The 18,433-nt window shown below is 56.7% G+C and carries 7 protein-coding genes and 1 pseudogene; 2 read left to right on the top strand and 6 right to left on the bottom strand.

Features of this window, described 5'->3' with window-relative positions; all coding sequences use genetic code 11:
- Positions 1-121: 121 nt before the first annotated feature.
- Positions 122-1,273 (top strand): HAF repeat-containing PEP-CTERM protein, encoded by a 1,152-nt coding sequence (locus BM022_RS09805; protein WP_091138969.1) that lies wholly within the window; start codon positions 122-124, stop codon positions 1,271-1,273.
- A 423-nt stretch (positions 1,274-1,696) separates the two neighbouring features.
- Here the strand turns inward: BM022_RS09805 and BM022_RS09800 are convergent, their stop codons facing one another.
- The 5 genes from BM022_RS09800 to BM022_RS09780 all read right to left on the bottom strand — a co-directional run bounded on the left by BM022_RS09800 (position 1,697) and on the right by BM022_RS09780 (position 15,488).
- The gene (locus BM022_RS09800; protein ID WP_091138909.1) at positions 1,697-3,055 is read right to left on the bottom strand and encodes an HlyD family type I secretion periplasmic adaptor subunit; all 1,359 of its coding nucleotides are present in this window, start codon (positions 3,053-3,055) and stop codon (positions 1,697-1,699) included.
- Positions 3,033-4,781, bottom strand: coding sequence for a type I secretion system permease/ATPase (locus BM022_RS09795; protein WP_091138907.1), 1,749 nt, complete (start codon positions 4,779-4,781; stop codon positions 3,033-3,035). Before BM022_RS09795 ends, BM022_RS09800 begins: the two co-directional genes overlap by 23 nt.
- A 320-nt stretch (positions 4,782-5,101) precedes the next feature.
- Entirely contained in the window at positions 5,102-10,867 is a 5,766-nt protein-coding gene (locus tag BM022_RS09790; protein ID WP_177191687.1) for a peroxidase family protein, read from the bottom strand.
- 661 nt (positions 10,868-11,528) lie between these two features.
- On the bottom strand, positions 11,529-14,486 hold the full coding sequence (locus tag BM022_RS09785; RefSeq protein WP_091138903.1) for an AfsR/SARP family transcriptional regulator: 2,958 nt from the start codon (positions 14,484-14,486) through the stop codon (positions 11,529-11,531).
- A 534-nt stretch (positions 14,487-15,020) separates the two neighbouring features.
- The gene (locus BM022_RS09780; protein ID WP_091138902.1) at positions 15,021-15,488 is read right to left on the bottom strand and encodes a hypothetical protein; all 468 of its coding nucleotides are present in this window, start codon (positions 15,486-15,488) and stop codon (positions 15,021-15,023) included.
- A gap of 267 nt (positions 15,489-15,755) precedes the next feature.
- On the opposite strand from BM022_RS09780, the pseudogene BM022_RS09775 reads away from it, so the two are divergent.
- Positions 15,756-16,075, top strand: a pseudogene (locus tag BM022_RS09775) (AAA family ATPase); the annotation flags it as partial.
- Between the two features lie 521 nt (positions 16,076-16,596).
- Here BM022_RS09775 and BM022_RS09770 read toward each other — a convergent pair.
- A complete protein-coding gene (locus BM022_RS09770; RefSeq protein ID WP_091138900.1) occupies positions 16,597-18,114 on the bottom strand; it encodes a PEP-CTERM sorting domain-containing protein in 1,518 nt (505 codons plus the stop codon).
- Positions 18,115-18,433 lie beyond the last annotated feature (319 nt).

The raw sequence follows: 18,433 nt of genomic DNA, 5'->3' as shown, positions 1-18,433 counted from the left end.
CAGGCATCCTGCATTTCGTCCCCTTGATAATTCAAATCCGTGATCTATCCTCAAGCAGGAGCATTGCTTTTTGGCAGCCTGGCAGCCCCACCTTTTGTTGAGAAAACTGAAGAGATTCATCATGAAAATCACACGTGGTTTCAAAGTCCGCGGCTTTATCCTCGCCGCAGCATTTTCTGCTGGTCTGGGTTTCGCCACCGGCGTCTCGGCACAAGCAACACATTCATACCTCGTCGACCTCAACAGCAAGACAGTGACTGATATTGGCACCTTGGGTGGTAATGACACCTCTGCTTATGGAATCAACGACGCCGGGCAGGTAGTGGGTGATTCTGCCACGTCTGGAGGCGTTAACCATGCTTTCATTACCGGCGCCGACGGGATAGGCATGAGAGACCTTGGTACCTTGGGTGGTACTGCTACTGGTATCAACGTCACCGGGCAGGTGGCGGGTTGGTCTGACACGTCTGAAGGCGTTAACCATGCTTTCATTACCGGCCCCGATGGGATGGGGATGAAAGACCTTGGCACCTTGGGTGGTACTTACAGCTCTGCTTCTGACATCAACGACGCCGGGCAGGTGGTGGGTGATTCTGTCACGGTTGGGGACACTCCACATGCTTTTATCACCGGCCCCGACGGGATGGGTATGAGAGATCTCGGCACCTTTGGGGATGATAAAAACAGCAGTGCTTCTGACATCAACAACGCCGGGCAGGTGGTGGGTTTATCTTACACGGATGGAAACACTCCACATGCTTTCATTACCGGCCCCGACGGAATGGACATGAGAGATCTCGGCACCTTAGGGGGTGATTACAGCTGGGCTTATGGCATCAACGATGCCGGGCAGGTGGTGGGTTGGTCTTACACGGCTGGGGGCGCCATCCACGCTTTCATTACCGGCCCCAACGGGATAGGTATGCGCGACCTTGGTACTTTGGGCGGTACTGACGGCTTTGATTTCAGCCGGGCTTCTGGCATCAACGACGCCGGGCAGGTGGTGGGTGATTTTGTCATGGTTGGGGGGTCCACACATGCTTTCGTCACCGGGCTCGATGGCGCAGGCATGATGGACCTCAATTCTCTGGTTGATCTGCCTGATGGGCTGGTTCTAGAACAAGCCACCGGCATCAATAACTCGGGGCAGGTCGTTGCCATTGGAACCATCCCGGAGCCGGAGATCTATGTGCTCCTTCTTTCCGGCCTGGCCCTTGTTGGATTCATCGCGCGGCGAAAGAAGATGGGTGGGGAAGCTTTTAGCCCGGGATAGGCCTGTAGTTAAATAAACTTCCGGCTAATAACTTCCCGGATGCTGAAGCTTCGTCGTGGCAGTCGCACCATCCATGACTGGTCCCAACCCGAAGTCTTTTGGCACAGGCCGAAGCTTCACTTGGTGCAACCCGATTTCCGACCGGTTCTGCGGTCTGAATGCCATCACCTGCCCGGAACTTTGCGTGATGGGATGATCACAAAAATTATCACATTTTTTTGACTAGACGCTACTTCGATTTCATCACCTACCTTGAGGAAGTGGCGCGTCCCCTACGGTTTCATGTCAGGAACGAAGAGATGCGAGATTATGGCGCCTTCGCTAGCCGTGGAGGGTGATATACCTGAGTGCCTTATGCAGCACGCTTCTGCGTAACGGTCCGGTCCGATTCCGCCTGGAAGACAAAACAGCGAAGCCGTATCGTTATTCTTCCGTCATTGACATTTTGAAATGATCCAGTATTGGCTTCAAAATGTAATTGATCATTGTGCGCTCGCCTGTTTTCACGAATAAGTCTACCGGCATACCGGGTCGGATGTGCAAATTGGAAATAATATCCGCTCCCTCAGGCGCAATCTTGACTTTGATCTTGTAGTGGGGAAAGCCGGTTTTTTCGTCGACAAGCCGGTCCGCCGAGACGTGGGTTACCACGCCTGGCACGCGCGGCGTCAGGTTCAAGTTGAACGCCGTAAACATCAGCTCCACCGGGAGATCTGGGTGGACCTTGTCGATGAGATGCACCGGCAACTGTCCTTCTATATCCAGCGCATCTTCACTCGGCACGATATCCATCATCCTGACGCCAGGACCAATTACGCCCCCAACCGTGAAGATCGACAGCCCGACCACTGTTCCATCAACGGGCGCTTTCACCACGACATTGGACAAATCGTAATCCAGTCCTTTCAGCTGATTGGCAAGCGCCTCGGCTTCCCGCTGCACATCGGATAACTGTGTACGTACCTCCTTCTGGTACTCATGCTGACGTTGTACGCGTCGAAGCTTGAATTCCGCGATCTGCCGCTGCCCGCGTCCGATATTCCCGATATCCTCGGATATTGCAGAACTGATCTGCGCATAAGACTGCTCAAGTTCGAGCAGGCGATTGCGCGCGACGTATCCCTCTTTGGCGAGGTCCCGCATTCCATGCAGCTGTTCCTTCAGGAGTTCAAGCTGCATCTTTTTGTTATCCCGTGCTTCCTCCCATCCATGGTTTTGAAGTTGAAGGCCAATAATGCTTTCATCGAGGGCGCCCAATTCGCTCCTGATTGCCACCCTTCGCGAGTTCCACAAGTGTTCCTGCGTCCTTATATTGCTGGCGACACGCGGGTCGTCTTTTTCCTTATACAGTTCTGCAGGGAATTCGATTGCACCCGTTCCGTCGCGTTCCGCTATCAGGCGGGCTTCCGCTGCACGTGCAGTAAAATACTGCACCCGCCTCATTTCCGCATTTGCGCTTGCCTGCACTCCGTTCAAATGAACCAGGCCTTGCCCTGCTTTCACACGGTCGCCTTCTTTCACCAGGATTGCATCCACGATGCCCCCCGTGGGATGCTGTACGGCTTTTCGGCTGGTGGAAACCGTCACTGTGCCGCTCAGGGGCACCCCCTTGTCGAGTGGCGCGAGGGATGCCCACAGCAGGAAACCGCCGACTCCTGCAATAACGATTCCCCATCCTGTTCGAATATAACCGCGCGGGTCGGTGTCGACGTCGTATGAAACAAGCTCATCAGGATAGAGGACGACGCCCTCGCCCGGATTAGGCTGAAGCTGATTTTGCATGCTTTACCTGCGGAGTTTGTTGAGCCTGTTGCGTCAGTTGCTGGTTTTGCCTGGTCAATTCGGCGAGAACATCTGCGCGGGCGCCAAACGAGCGTGCCACCCCTTCCTGCAAAACCAGCAGCTTGGTCGTGGCGCCCAGGATATTGGGCCGGTGTGTAATCATCACGACGGTTTTTTGCCGGCTGCGCAGGTCATTTATCGCCGCCACCAGTGCCGATTCCCCGCTGTCGTCCAGATTGGAGTTCGGTTCATCCAGTACAACGAGGGCAGGATCGCCGTAAAGCGCGCGCGCCAGCCCGATGCGCTGCTTTTGCCCGCCAGCCAAACCCGCCCCCCCATCACCTAGCGGCGTGTCATACCCTTGCGGGAAACGCAAGATCATGTCGTTAACGCCCGCACGCTTGGCTGCCAAAACCACCTCCTCCGGATCGATTTTGCCAAAGCGCGCGATATTTTCGCTGACCGTTCCGCCGAACAGTTCTATGTCCTGCGGCAAATAACCGATATGCGGCCCAAGTTCAGCCTTATTCCACAGGTAGACATCCGCCCCATCCAGGCGCACTTTGCCAATCATCGAGGGCCAGATGCCAACGAGCAACCTGGCGAGGGTGGACTTGCCCGCACCGCTGGGTCCGATGATGCCCAGCACGTCGCCGGGGAAAATGGCAAAACTGAGATTTTTAATAAAAGCCGACGATACGCCGGGAGGCGCTGCAGTGACTGCCTCGACAGAAATACGTCCGAGGGGCTTTGGCAGCGACATGCCGCCCTCCCGCGCAGGATTGAACTGCAGCAACTCATTGAGCCGCTGGTAGGCCCCGCGCGTATTGCTCCAGTTTTTCCACACGCCGATCAGTTGTTCGACCGGGCTTAATGCGCGGCCCATCAGGATGGAAGCGACAATCATCATGCCGGGAGTAATTCTGCCGTCCAGTACCAGCAATGCTCCCAGCCCTAATATCAGCGATTGCATCGAGGTCCGGACAAACTTTGTGCCTGAGGCAATCATTCCAGCTTTTTCGCTCGCCTCGGCCTGTAACTGCAAAAACCGGCTGTGCAACTTGAACCAGCGCGACATGAGATGGGGCAGCATTCCCATGGCCGCGATCACTTCTGCGTTGCGGAGGTTATTGCTGGCAAGATTGGCTGACTCTATTGCCATCGTGCCTGCCGCCGCCAGGGGCTTTTTCGATACTATTTCGTTGACCACGGCCAGCGCGACCAGCACGACCGTTCCGCCCAGTGCGAACAAGCCCAATATTGGGTCAAACAGGTAAATAACGATCAGGTAGACCGGAAACCAGGGCGCATCGAAAAACGCGAATGGCCCGTTACCGGTCAGGAATTGGCGAACGCTTGTCAGATCCTGCAGGGCTTGACCTGCGCTCCCGCCAGGGCGTTTCAGGTTCTGCTCGAATGCCGCCTCGTAAATGCGTTTGTTCATTTTCATGTCGAGCTGCGCCCCGACACGTATCAACACGAAGCTGCGTATGAATTCAAGGCTGCTCATCACCAGATAAGCAGCGAGTACTATCAGAGTGAGCATCAATAGCGTTGTTTCGTTGCGGCTGGCAAGGACCCTGTCATAGACCTGCAACATGTAGAGGGCCGGTACCAGCATCAACACGTTGATGATGGCACTGAACACCCCGATAGTTCTGAAGGTTGCCTTGAAGCTACTAAGAACTTCGGCAATCTCGTTTTGTGCAACCTGGCGTCTGGCCATTATTTATTCATTCTCTACAGCAGCAACGTTCGACTCGATGATCTCGGCTGGACGGTCGCAATAAATCGACAAACAGCCCATGAGGGAAAAGCGGTTGCGACAGATGCTATTCCACAGGACGCACCCTGCCTATTGGACTCAAGTCCATGTTCCTCAATGCAGTTGGCAACGCAATAAAAAAGGGGAATCACCTAGCGCTGGCAGTTTTCCTCCCCACCATAGCCAGGTTCCCCCTCCCCCTGACACTCGATCACCCTGTTGCGACGCGGTTTTGGGAAGGGCCCCCGCTATTCCGAAGTGCCCATCCCCATCCCCATCCTTTAGATAAAGTCAAAGTTCCCGGCAGAAACCGCAGCATTGGCGTTGAAGGTGCCGATGAGGGTGATTTCGCCCGCCGCCGTCTCGCCCCCTCCAGCTTGAACCCACTGCCACAAGCTGAAACTGTTGCCGTTGGTATCGTTGACAACCAGGAGCGCATCTTCGCCGGCAGCTGCCGTAATGACGAACTCTGCATTAAATGCTGCCGAAACAGCGGCGGCGTTCCCCAGATTTGCAGTGGTCACGCCTTCGCCGCCTACGCCGGTCAGGAGCAGCGCCTCGATATTGGCATTCGCCTGTCCCACGGTAACATTCACCGTGCCTCCCGAGCCGTTTCCGGAAGCGAACAGGAAATCGTTGTTATCGTTGCCGTCGTCATATGCATTATTGAGCGCACTGCCAAACTCAACCTGGTCATCAACTCCATCAGCGCCATTGGCGTCGAAATTGTTGACCGTGTCGCCAAATTCGGCCGTCGCGTTGAACCTGAACACGTCCTGGAGGTTGTCGTTCGCTGCACCCGAATTGATGGTGTCAGCCCCGTTGCCGCCAATGAGTATGTCAGCTCCTGCGCCGCCATCGATGGTGTCGTTTCCTGCCTCGCCATTGATGGTATCGTTCCCAGCACCACCAATAAGGACGTTGGCGACTCCGCTGCCTGTCAATGTGTCGTTGCCCGACCCGCCGGTGAAGTTTTCGATCCCGACGACAACGTCGGAATTGGGGTTAATACTGCCCGAACCACCCACAACGATCGGTGCCGCACCGCCAAGATTCACGGTTAGTGCCGCAGTGTAGGCTGCGTAATTGGCCGTATCGGTGTTTCCACCCCCATCCAACGTATCGCGCACGTTGTCCACGGTTGCGATCAGCGTGTCGTTGCCGCCTCCGCCATTGAGCGTATCGCTTCCCAACCCGCCAGTAAGGATGTTGTCCGCGTTGCTGCCCGTCACCGTGTCGTTGCCCGAACCGCCAGTAAAATTCTCTATCCCTACCAGAACGTCGGAATTAGCGGCAGTACTGCCCGAACCGCCCACAACGATCGGTGCGACACCGCCAAGGTTCACGATCAGCGCAGCCCCGTAGGCTGCATAGTTGGCCGTGTCGGTGTTTGCACCCCCATCCAGAGTATCGCGCACGTTGTCAACGGTCGCTAACAGCGTGTCGTTGCCGGCTCCGCCATTAAGAACGTTCGCTACGTTGCTACCGGTCAGCGTGTCGCTGCCCGAACCGCCAGTGAAGTTTTCGATCCCCACCAGAACATCGGAATTGGCGGCAGTACTGCCCGAACCACCAACGATAATCGGATCCAAACCGCCAAGGTTTACGGTCAGTGCAGCGGCGTAAGCCGCATAGTTCGCTGTGTCGGTGTTCGCGCCGCCATCGAGCGTATCCCGCACATTGTCAACCGTTGCAACCAGCGTATCGTTACCGCCGCCGCCAGACAGGACATTGGCAACGCCGTTGCCGGTCAACGTGTCGTTAAACGCGCTGCCCGTCAGGTTTTCGATACTCGTCAGCGTATCCGTGCCTGCTCCACCGGTGTTCTGCGGACCCCCGTTACTCAGGGAAACGGTGACACCGGCAGTCGCGGCTGCATAGGTGGCCGTGTCGTTGCCGCCCAGGCCGACTATCAGATCGTTGGTTGCCGAACTGGCCAGCATGTCATTACCGGCTGTGCCGATTACGAGCCCGAGCGTGCTATCTGTGAACTGCAGTCGTTCGATGTTGCGCAGCCTGTCCGACCCGTCGAGCGGATTCAACGCGACGTCGGTGACCGTAACCGTCCCATCGTTGGCCACGCCGATCTGGTAGTCGGCCTGCACGCCACGATATGCCGCCGTGTCTATATCGCCCGCTCCATTCGCTGTCAGGATTTCACGCACAATCTGCAACTGCCCGGGATTGTACGTCCCGTTGAACATCTCGGTGACCAGCTCCTTCATGCTATTGGCGCTGTCGATCTCCAAGCCGGTACCGCCGTTGGGCCCGACGTTCTCCCGAACGCTGATGCGCACGTTCAGCCATTTGTCGCCATCGATAATGTCGTCACCGCCGCGTCCGGTGATCAGGTCGCTGCCGTCGCCGCCGAGGATGATATCGCCCGAGCCGAAAGACGTGACGCCCGCACCAACCACGTCTTGCAGCCCGGCGATCAGCGCGATGCCTTCAGCATCCAGCACGCTGCCAAGATAGCCGGCCGCGCCCCCCGCCGCCCGCGGGACAAGTGTGGTCGCGTTTTCATCAGAGCCTGATAAAAGGTCATTGAAGGCCGAGCCGGACAGGCCCTCGACTGCCTCATATACGTCCAGCGCAGCGTTTTCCGGGGGAACCGGGTTCTCATCGAACGCCAGCCGGAAGAAATCCGCGTTGGCGCCCGACGTGTTGTTCTTGTAGTTGGCCCAGTCGAAGCCTGACATACCCACCATCTTGCCGACGCCAGGGCTGCCAATCATGATATCGTCTCCGCCTTCGGCGATGAATTCATCGAAGCCGCCGTCGCCCAGAAACACGTCGTGACCCTTGACCCCATCGCGCGCAAAGATTTCGTCGAAGTTGTCGCCGGGCGCGCCGTCAAACGTACCGACCTCGATCCAGTCGTTCCCTTCGTTGCCGAGAATCCGCTCAGCGTTCTTGGTGCCGAGAATAAAGTCATTCCCTTCTCCAGCGAACACTTCCGAGCCCGCGTCAGTACCGAGAACGACAAAATCCTGGCCAGACCCGCCCATGATCAGGTCGAGGCCGGGGCCGCCATGAACCACGTCGTTGCCGTCGCCGGCCTTAACGTTGTCGTCGCCGCCGGCGTCGCGAATGATGTCGTCGCCAGCGCCTCCATTGATAATGTCGTTGCCAAAACCGCCCTCGAGATCATCATTGCCACCATCGCCGTACAACGTGTCGTCGCCAATGCCAGCAACAAGAATGTCCCTGTTGTCGGTTCCCCCGAGAACGATATGGTTGTCTCCGGCATAGCGCAAGTAGTTCGTATCGGGGCCAACAGTAGCCGGATTGTTGCGGACAACCAGTTGGGTGAGAATGCCCGCTCCGATCGGATCAGTGCTTTCAAGGTCCCCGTCGCCATCCAGATCGTTGAATTGCCTGCTTTGATTGACCTCGAGTATCAGACCAGGGGTCGAAAAAACATCCGAGGGCAGATGGCCCGCGTTGGTGTTGGCCATAATCATGGCGGCGAAGGAATTATTCTCCATCTCGCCGAACAGGTGCAGGCCGTCGAGGCGTTGCAAATAATAGAAGCGATCGCCGTTCTGCAGGCTCTCCATCTGCATCTCGAACACGAAGTTAAAGGTCGACCCTAGCATGCCGCCGAAAGGCATCGTCTCTTCCGCAAGGCCGCCGATCCAGAGATCGACATTCTCCAGGCCGCCCAGCGCTCCTCCAGCGTAGGCGCCTGTCGCGTTGAGGAAGTCGACAGCGTCAGCCGGGACTTCAAAACCACCGACGGATACGCCGGTGATAATCGTGAGGGCCGCGTCGCGCTTGCCTTCGATCGTGGTCTGGCCGGTAATCAGCGCGTGTGTGCCGTAAGCGGCGATGAAGTTGATGATCGAGGATTCGTTCTTCAGATGACCGGCAAAATCAACCCAGCTCTCATAGGGCTTAAGTTGGGCGTCATCGTTGGTTGCCTCGTAGAAGTCGCGCCGGGCGGCGTTGAGTGACGGAACGCCAGTATCGCGTCCGCGGGCCAGATTGATAGTCGCCAGATCAAGCGGCAGCCCCAGCAGGTTATTGCGCAACGCGCTTGTAACGAACTCATCGATATGGTTTCCGACCTGTCGCGTCATGCCCCGTACGATGGCGCCGGCCGCAATATCGGCGTCGACGGTAGTGCCCATGCCATTGTTTTCGAACTGGATGGGGTTGAGGAAACCCTCGATCAGACCGATGTGATTCTGGTTGAAGTCCGGATCGAAGCGGTCGATCGTCTCCGTGAGCATCGAATGGCCGAAGCGATAGACGACGTGGGCGAATTCGGCGACGATTGAAGGATCGATCGTGACATCGAAGCCGTCAGGCACCAGAAAAGGGTTGATCGCGGGCTGCACCTTGCGGGCAAATTCCTCGAACACGAGATGCTGGTATTCCATCTCGGTTACGAACTTCGCCGATTGGAAGAGCCGCGCGCCATCCCAAACCAAAGCATCCACTTGCTCCGGCGTCGTTGGCAGCGCCGCCACATCGACAGCGAGCCATTCATTCAGAAAAGCAAGATCCCCCGTCTCTAGAACGACCTGCTGCGTATGTTCGACAAGCCGGTTATGCTCGGAATGGAACACGTGATGTACCGCGGTCAGCCCGATATTCTCATTGGCACGCCCGTCCCCGGCTATATAGTGAGCATCCAAAAGCTCATTGTCGTATTGGCCGTTTGTTGGCGAATTGTCCGGATTGCCCAGACCTATTTCAATGTCGCCGTCGGCGAGGCCGGTGGGCACGGCGTTGTGGGCAATGTCGGCAAGGAAGGCATGGCCGGTGCGGTAGGAGCCGACCGTAGACACGCCGAGCCCGCCGTTGGCCGTCGGATCGCCCTCGACCAGCATCCCAGGGTCACCGGGATTTGCTCCGGGAAAAATGAGTTGGGGAAAGCCATTCGGCCCAGGTATAAAATTTCCGTACTGGTCTGTCGCGAGCAGCGGAACATTGCCGGCCTCGGCATCGCGCAGCTGAATTCCGAGCAGATCCGCGGCTTGCGCCTTGACGTCAGCCCAGGTAGCCATGCCCCCATTACCGCCTTCGATCAGCTTGCCGGTCGCAACCGGGTCGCCCGCGGCGTTGAACTCGTACTGCCGCAGGAACACCTGGTGGGAAGCGTGCGAGGTATAGGTCTGGTTCTGGTCGACGAACGACGTTGTCGTGTTCACGGGCCGCACATCGTCCGCGGTTCCCATCACACCATCGGCACCCGCAGAAACGGTGGCACGGGTCATCACCATGAAATTGGTGGGGCTAGCTGGATCGTATAGCGGATCGTCGGGCAGCAGGGGAACGAAAACGGTGCCGCTGCCCCCCTTGTTGACGAGATCGAGCCCGTGATCGAAGAACTGGCCGAACAGCGTGAACCAGGAATTGAACGGCGCCGACAATCCTTCGTCGGGTGCGACGTTTGCGAGCACGACATTTGCCCCGTCGAGTTCCACGCCATTGGTTGCAAGTAACGTGTCGAGGGCGCTGCGGGCGTCCGTCAAAGCTGTCTCCGCGTCTGCGCGGGCAGCTTCGGCTGCAACCGCAGCAGCGGCAAGATCCGGATCGTCCGGGTTTGCACCGGCTGCCGCAGCTGCCTCGGCGGCGACGACCTCGGCGGCGGTCAATGCCGAAAACAGGGATTCAATCGGTGCGAATGCATTGCTGATTTGGGCCATGACCGCCATCTGGTTTGCCGGGGCCACGATTCCCGCCTGCTGCAGCGCGGTCAGGATCGCTGCGGGATTGGCAAGTGTCTGATCCACGATCAGGTTGGATATGGTGCGAATGCTGGAGTCGATGACGACTGAGTTGGGATCGTTCGAGGGATTGTAACCAGGCCTGAATTCCGGCGGCAGCAACTCGGTAAACTGCTGGTCCGCAGCACCCCATGTTGGATTGAGAAGGTTGTTGTAGGTACCGTCGACGGTGCGCAGGCCCAACGAATTGTTATAGGATGGAATGAGCCCGCCCGGGCCGAACAGCGGCTGACCGCCGGCGTGCGCCTCGGAGATCTTGATCTGGGCGAGGATAAATTCTAGATCTGATTTAATGACGCTGACTGGCATGATACGCTCCTTGAGTATGTGATCCAGCTGATACGGTAGGGCCATTGCTCCGGCCGCACTGCACACCTTTGTAAGTATTTTTTTTCGGTGGATCACCCGGAAGCACACTCGCTGGCATGCTATTTCGTTAGGCGATATAACCTCCGACGAAATAAATGCTACGCAGTAGTCATTACGGATCAGGTACAGATTCACATAAACTTCAAATAAATTTCACAATAATCGAGTTTCCCCCCACTCTGAGAATGGGAATGGCCAGGAAAGGGCCGCAACCCGTCAAAAGGACAGATACGCCGTTTGTTTTACGGTCGATGTCAGGCGTGCCGGGTTACAAATTGGAGACGCTGCAAAACGATTGCGGGGCGGCGCCACGATACCGCAACCGCTTTGGGCTTGGTCCGGCTCTATCTCGACTATGAGGACGCGGTATAGATAGCTGCTGGGCCCGGATGAGCTCTAAAGACTCGGATTCAGCGGCGCGGCATCAGCAGCAGACGGTTGACGCAGGACCTGCGTCAACGTTGCGAGTAAGCCGGGGAGTTTGCCGGTATGGGAGGAAATGGAGGTCGGCCAGTGGAAAGATGAACGGTTACATTCTTTCGTATGGCCGAAGACGAGAGCATTGCCAGCAGATGCGGGAACAGGAAAAGTTGGCCTGGGGCTACGATCTCTTGCCGGATGAATTGCCTGGATTCTGCGTGAGTCGTGCGAACCTTGCCTTCAATCGCTCGCGCATTGACTGGGCCCAGGGGGCATCGTCTGTTCCGTCGAGGAAAGGGCCCTGATAGAACTTCCTGAGTTTCTCAAGACATCTCTGCGAATCGCCTGGGCTCTCCCTAGACAATCGTTCGAACGCCCAGCAATCTACCCAGCAGAAGGTCGGATTGATTGTAAGGCGATTCTCCTGCCTGCGAATCGCCTGTTCTCCAATGAGTTTACGCAACCTGAACAAGTTGGTCGCAAGCGCCTGTGAAGCCGCGTCGCCTTCAGCATCGGGCCAGAGGGCATCTGCCAGCCTCGCTTCTGACACATCGCGACCCCCCAACGCGATCAACACCTTCAACAACTCCAGGGGTTTCTTCTGGGCTTTTCCGGAAAATTGCAGCGCTGTGCCTTGCTTGACTACGCTAAAACGTCCAAGGGTATAAATACGGATGGGCCAGGGCCATGACTCGGCGTCTCGCCAAGAGGGGTCCGGGCTTAGTTCATTGCGTTCAATGAGGATACGAACATACTCGGTCTCAATTCCGGCCCCGAGTGCTATCGAACATAGTTTTGAAATTACTCTCGGGGGGAAAAAAAAGAAATGCATGTAGCCATGTTGTTGGCCGAGCCGCATGCCGGTAGCGAGATGGTAGAGGGCGTGATTTTTCCCGCCCGTATCCAACGCGATGAAGGCTGAAAAGAGCTGGTAGGCGTACTCGATCAACGCATTTTTGATGCTTGCGCCGAGCCTGCGTCCCATCTTCAGACACAGAAGCGCTTCGCTCTTCCTGCCACAGAGGTGAAGCAGCAGCCCGAAGCCAAGGTTATCGACGGCGATGTAGTAGGGTGCGCCCCGAGCTTCCGAAGCAGCGACCGCCCGGCCTAAAAGATGTAGTGCCAGCGCAGGCTCTCCTGCATAAAACTTGCGCCAGGCCGCCACAGCATAATAGGCGCCCCGGTCCACAAATGGCATAGATTCAGCCAAACGCTCGAAGGCGGCGAGGAACTCGTCTGTCTGTCCAAGATCGCCTCGATTGAGGCTCATGGCCGCGCCAAGCTGGAGAAAAACCGAATCGAGACGACGATCGCCGGTACCCTCAGCGACGCGCAACCCATCATGAACTGCTCGCAAGCAGCGCTCTTTCATGCCGGTATGCAGCGCAACCGCGGCCTCGTTTATATAGTCCACGGGGGTGCGAGGCGGACGTTCAGCCGAGGGCAGGTTGGTTGCGTAGTAAAGCATGCTCAGAACGGATTCGGCCTCCGCATGCTGGCCGCGCAAGATGTGATGCGTCACCAGATGGTGGCGCAACAGAGGTCGATTTGCAGCCCGGGTTTCGGACTCCAGCACCTTCCGCAATCGTTCCCGCCAATACAACAGGTCAGGATGCAGAGGCTGGCGGAACGATAGCGCGATAACGAAAGCGACGGTCACCGCCACCTGAAGGTCATGTGGCAGCAGCTCAAGTCGGCCAATAAGTCGTTCGCTGAATTCCTCTACCCATGCGTCCATCTGCCGGAGGTTTTGGTACATGTTGAAAATCGCACCCATAAGCCCAGCCCAGCTCATCGCCATACCCACGAGGTCGTCCATCATGCGAAATTGCCGATAGGCATTTTCAAGAATTGCCTGGCTGGCGGCAGGGTCCGAGAATGCCTTGCTGCTACCGTGCCAGTAGAGCAGCCACGGATCCGTGTCGATCACGTCGGCGGGCAGCTTCTCCATCCAGGCCACGAGGGTTGCATCACGGCCCTGTGCCTTCAGAGTCGAGGCGGTCGCCAAGATTACTTCCGCCAGGCGCCGCCAGTTGCCTGCCTGCTCCAGCAAGCCGATGGCACCCTCGTTATCGCCGTCCGTTATCAGCACCTCAGCAGCTCTACAGTACTTTAACTCTAGCGCATCCTTAGAGTACCGCGCCATTGCTTGTTCAAGGAGAAACTCCCGAAAGAGGGGGTGGAACTGATACGCCGCTTCCTTTCCCGCATGGCGTGTGATGAAATGGTTTCGCCGTAACAGTTCCCGCAGCAGCTCGCCGGCTTTGGGCGTGCCGGTGAGTTGCGTAACGCGGGGTATGGTCATCTTGGGGAGCAACGCGCTTTGCAATAGCAGGTCGTGGCAAGTAGTGTCGAGTTTCTTGAAAACTTCGACACCGAAATAATCGAATACAGATTCTCCCTGATCGTCTCCGAGGGAAAGGCTCAGATCGCTGTCATTGCGGATACCATCCGCACGCTCGAGCATCAGCATCAAGCCCATCATCCATCCGGCGCTACGTGCGTGCAGGGCTAGTGTCGTGGCTGGGGAAGGCTGCTTCATCCCTTGTAACTCCGCAATTCCGCACGTCTCCTCATGCGTTAAAACAAGATCGTCCGCACCAATCACCGTCAACGCCTGCCTAAAGCGCGCCGAGGCGATTGGCGGAGGGCAGGCTTCGCGACTAGCGATAACGATGTGATAGCCTTCTGGAATTTCCTCGCAGGCGACCTGTACCACGGTGTGCAAGGGGGAGGCGTCGGCCAGCTCCTGGTAGTTGTCCAGCACCACGACAAGCGGGCTTTTCAGTCCAGCGTAAAATTTGCGGAAGTACTGTCGACTGAATCTTACGAGGTCTGCCGCGGTACCCGGGTCGAAATCAGGCAACGGGGTTGCGTCGACCGGTAAATGTTCCTTTGCCGCGGAGCCGAAATAGTGAAAGAACGTGGCTACGTCCTCATCGCCCGAATCCACCTGATACCAAAGGCAGGGACGATTTCGAAATTCAATATAGCTTGAGACGAGCGTGGTTTTACCCGCTCCAGGTGGCCCATGGGCGAGGGTGACCGAATGTTTTCTCCATGCCATGTCCAGCTGATCAAACAAGCGCGAGCGCTGGTAGACGGCGGAGAGACGAGGGCGGCTGGTCTTGGCTAACATACGCTCCAATCAAGAAACTACGAGGAAGCCAAGTTTGAAACAGAATAAACGAGTCTGCTAAAAAATAAGTCCTTCCGATGACAATGCGCGCTAACGTGGCCGAACCTGTTTGTCGCAGGGCATTGTGTGCCTGCTTTTTATATAAAAAGGATAGAATAACCTTAAGCATAAATTATGCCTATCTGTTTAGGTGTATGTTTTTCTAGTTTCTCCTGTAGCAGATGAGTAGAAACGGTACAAAGTGTAAAGCTATTCGACAATCGTATTTTCCTTACCCAGCGGCGTAGGTGCAGACCATTTAGCAGCAAGCAAACGCGCCACCCGGTAATCGCGGATCTCGTTCTCCGTGCGGCCACGCCAGGCTGGGGCTGGGCCGGCTGGTGTTACAGATACTGTTGTCCAGCAGCAAGTGCATGTACTGCTGTCGATTATCTGCTCGCTATCCATCCCGCCGTCGCGATGAATGCGCGCATAGCGTAAAGTGAAAACCGATTTGCCACCGCCATCCCGCTTGTGCCGATCGCGTCCATCCAGCTAGATCACGCCGGCACTGTCATGCACCGGGAATATCGTGGCAAAACCGTATTGCGCCGCCGTAGCGTTGCGATAGGGTGGACGGGGAGCACTCCAGGTTATGCCGGCATCCCGAGAAACGGATATGGCAATATCGTAGTGATAGGCGTTCTCCCCTTCTTTATTGATTAGCCAATGCGCCACCCAAAAGGACTCGTCAATGGGTACCACAGATGGAAAATCGCTCCAGTTGACGAACCAGTCATTACCGCGCGCGACTTCGCCCTTGTGGATCCCTCGTCCATCGCGCAATACGCCATACTTGAGGGCATGACCATCGGGAACCGGTTCTACCCAGCTCATCAATATGCCACCAGCCGGGAGCAGGGTAAAGCGAGGGGACTGAGCGCCGAGGGCCGCAGGGTTTGCAATATTCCGTATTTTTGCTGCCGGTTGGGCCGCCTGGGGAGAGCCCCTACTAAAAGTCATGGTCCATTCCAGACAGTCATATGTCTGGGAACAAACTGTAAAACAAATGATTTGAATTAGGAATGTGGCATATTTCCGCATGTGACATTTTGTCGCACACGAGAAATGAACCCCGCGCCAAGTCGCCTGTAGCTTCGGTTAGCACGGAAAAGTGTTGCATTCCGGTTATGCATATTGAATATTCGGGAAACTGCCCGATTGGGGGGATTGAAATTATTTTTATTTCTTTTCCTTTCCTTACAGCACATCGCGGAGGGCCTTGTGTAACGGATCGTCAATGGCGAAGTGCCCGAAACGCTGAAGGACGAGAAGTGCTATCGCCGGATACGGCGGAATTGCTCACGGTGCCAAATACCGTGGCGAATTCGAAGAAAGGCTGAAATCGGTTTTGAGGGAAATCGCGCAGAGCGAGGGCACGATCGTGTTTATTGACGAGCTTCACACCGTGGTAGGCGCAAGGCGGAAGCGCGATCGATGCGGGGAATATGCTCAAACCGGCGCTGGCGCATGGCGGGCTGCACTGTGTGTGGGCAACCGCGCTGGACGAATACCGCAAGTACATCGAGGTGGACGCGGTGCTGGAGAGGTGCTAAACCCCGTCTCTACTTGGATTCGCTTTCCAAGCAATTTTCTATTGTGGCCGCCGAGCGTTTCTGATAGCCCGGGTCTTGAGGTGAGCGAAGGGGAAAAGAACAGGCTTGTAACATCCTTGAGCGAATGTTACGAACCTAAATAGGTAATGAAACCTAGGGGGGAAAACGCTGAAAGTACAGACACCAACACTTAGTCGTACTAATGCTTAGCAACAAGAAGTAGCCCGATTATAGAGGGGATACCAGCTTGGGAATGTGACATATTGCCGCGCGACAATATGTCACACCATGGGGTGGGCTGCTTTGAAAGTAGTATAGTGGCAAGGGAGAAAGACAGTAGAAGCTATTACAGAACAATCATCTATCGCATCTATCCAGTATTAGTTTGGATTTGATCGGACAAACAATGTTAGCCTCGAACTGCGCCAAGTGCCAGGAAACGGTCCTCAGGCGCTGGAAACAATATGCCTCCACAAGGGCGGGTCCGACCCTTTGTGGCGCGGCATCAACGCTGCTTAAGCAGTCTTGCGGCGGCGCGCGATAAAGCCCAGCAGGCCCAGACCGGCCAACAGCATGGCATAGGTTTCGGGTTCGGGGATAGGGTTGCTAATGACGGCGACTTGCCCCAGGTTATTGATCCCCGTCGCGTCGGTTAGAGCAGCTCCACCCGGCAGACTCACCAACGAGTTTAAGTCGGTCATGCCCCCACCATTGGGGCCCGTGATAAAGGCATGCCAAGCACCTGCCGCCGTGTCGGACCGCCCCACCACCTGCCCGGCGTCGTTGATACCATAGGCGTAACTGGAATCTCCACCCAGCGTCCCGAGATCGGTCATGCCCACGCCATTGGGGCCGGTGATAAAGGCATGCCAAGCACCTGCGCCCGTGTCGAAGTCCCCCACCACCTGACCGGCGTCATTGATGCCAGAGGCGTAACTGTAATCTCCACCCAGCGTCCCGAGATCGGTCATGCCCGCGCCATTGGGGCCGGTGATAAAGGCATGGTAAGCACCTGTGGCCGTGTCGGACGCCCCCACCACCTGCCCGGCGTCGTTGATGCCACGGGCGAAACTACCCAACGACCCGAGATCGGTCATGCCCACGCCATTGGGGCTGGTGATAAAAGCGTGCCGATCGCCTGCGGCCGTGACGGAGCCTCCCACTACCTGCCCGGCATCGTTGATGCCAGTGGCGTCACTGTAACCTCCACCCAGCGTTCCGAGGTCGGTCATGCCCACGCCATTGGGGCCGGTGATAAAAGCATGGTAAGCACGTGCGGCCGTGGTGGAAATCCCCACCACCTGCCCGGCGTCGTTGATGCCAGAGGCGTAACTTTCCGATCCACCGAGCGTCCCGAGATCGGTCATGCCCCCGCCATTGGGGCCGGTGATAAAGGCATGGTAAGCACCTGCGGCCGTGGTGGAGATCCCCACCACCTGCCCGGTGTCGTTGATGCCAGAAGCGTAAGTGTCTCCACCCAGCGTCCCGAGCTCGGTCATGCCCACGCCATTGGGGCCGGTGATAAAAGCACGCAAACCTGCGGCCGTGTAGGACCGTCCCACCACCTGCCCGGCGCCGTTGATGCCAGAGGCGAAACTGTCACCTCCACTCAGCGACCCGAGATCGGTCATGCCCGCGCCATTGGGGCCGGTAATAAAGGCATGGAAATTACCTGAGCCCGTGTCGGAGTACCCCACCACCTGTCCGGCATCGTTGACGCCATAGGCGACACTTACTACATACCCACCCAGCGTCCCGAGATCGGTCATGCCGTCGCCATTGGGGCCGGTGATAAAAGCATGGACAGGACCTGCGGCTGGGGTGGAGGTCCCCACCACCTGCCCGGCGTCGTTGATGCCCTGGGCCCAACTGGAACCTCCACCCAGCGTCCCGAGATCGGTCAGTCCCTTGCCACTGGAGTCTACGATGTATGCATGTTCCTGTGCGGAGACGGGGGACACAAAACCAAGCCCGATACTCAGGGCTGCGGCCCGGAGCAAGCTTTGGATTTTAGGGCTATGGGTAATTTTCATGACTTTTTCCTCAGCATGAGAGGGTTTTTGAAGATTCGGGGCTCTCGTGAGTTGAGGGAAGCGTGCCGACGTCCCCTGGCGTCAAGGATAACTGCCCGGCTACCATTTCTCACAATCCAGCTTAGATCAATCAAGGGTAAAGTATAGGAGCCGAGCGGCCTATCCAGCGGAAAAATCTACTCTTGGTTTCACAAACACTGAGCAGTAGCGATGTTTTGTATCGAAAGCAGCAACTTGAATTTGACAGCCAAGGCCGGATCAAATCTCTATTACGACACTCTTGTACTAGTTTGGATTTGATCGGGCAACAATGTCAGAT

Source organism: Nitrosospira sp. Nsp14, assembly GCF_900113575.1.
Taxonomy (GTDB): domain Bacteria; phylum Pseudomonadota; class Gammaproteobacteria; order Burkholderiales; family Nitrosomonadaceae; genus Nitrosospira.
The sequence above is the reverse complement of the archived record's forward strand: the minus strand, read 5'-3'. Positions and strand labels throughout refer to the sequence as shown.

Excerpts from the sequence above, each read along its gene's own strand:
- BM022_RS09780 (WP_091138902.1), bottom strand. The coding sequence starts at position 15,488 with ATGACTTTTAGTAGGGGCTCTCCCCAGGCGGCCCAACCGGCAGCAAAA.
- BM022_RS09805 (WP_091138969.1), top strand. The coding sequence starts at position 122 with ATGAAAATCACACGTGGTTTCAAAGTCCGCGGCTTTATCCTCGCCGCA.
- BM022_RS09800 (WP_091138909.1), bottom strand. The coding sequence starts at position 3,055 with ATGCAAAATCAGCTTCAGCCTAATCCGGGCGAGGGCGTCGTCCTCTAT.
- BM022_RS09785 (WP_091138903.1), bottom strand. The coding sequence starts at position 14,486 with ATGTTAGCCAAGACCAGCCGCCCTCGTCTCTCCGCCGTCTACCAGCGC.
- BM022_RS09790 (WP_177191687.1), bottom strand. The coding sequence starts at position 10,867 with ATGCCAGTCAGCGTCATTAAATCAGATCTAGAATTTATCCTCGCCCAG.
- BM022_RS09770 (WP_091138900.1), bottom strand. The coding sequence starts at position 18,114 with ATGAAAATTACCCATAGCCCTAAAATCCAAAGCTTGCTCCGGGCCGCA.
- BM022_RS09795 (WP_091138907.1), bottom strand. The coding sequence starts at position 4,781 with ATGGCCAGACGCCAGGTTGCACAAAACGAGATTGCCGAAGTTCTTAGT.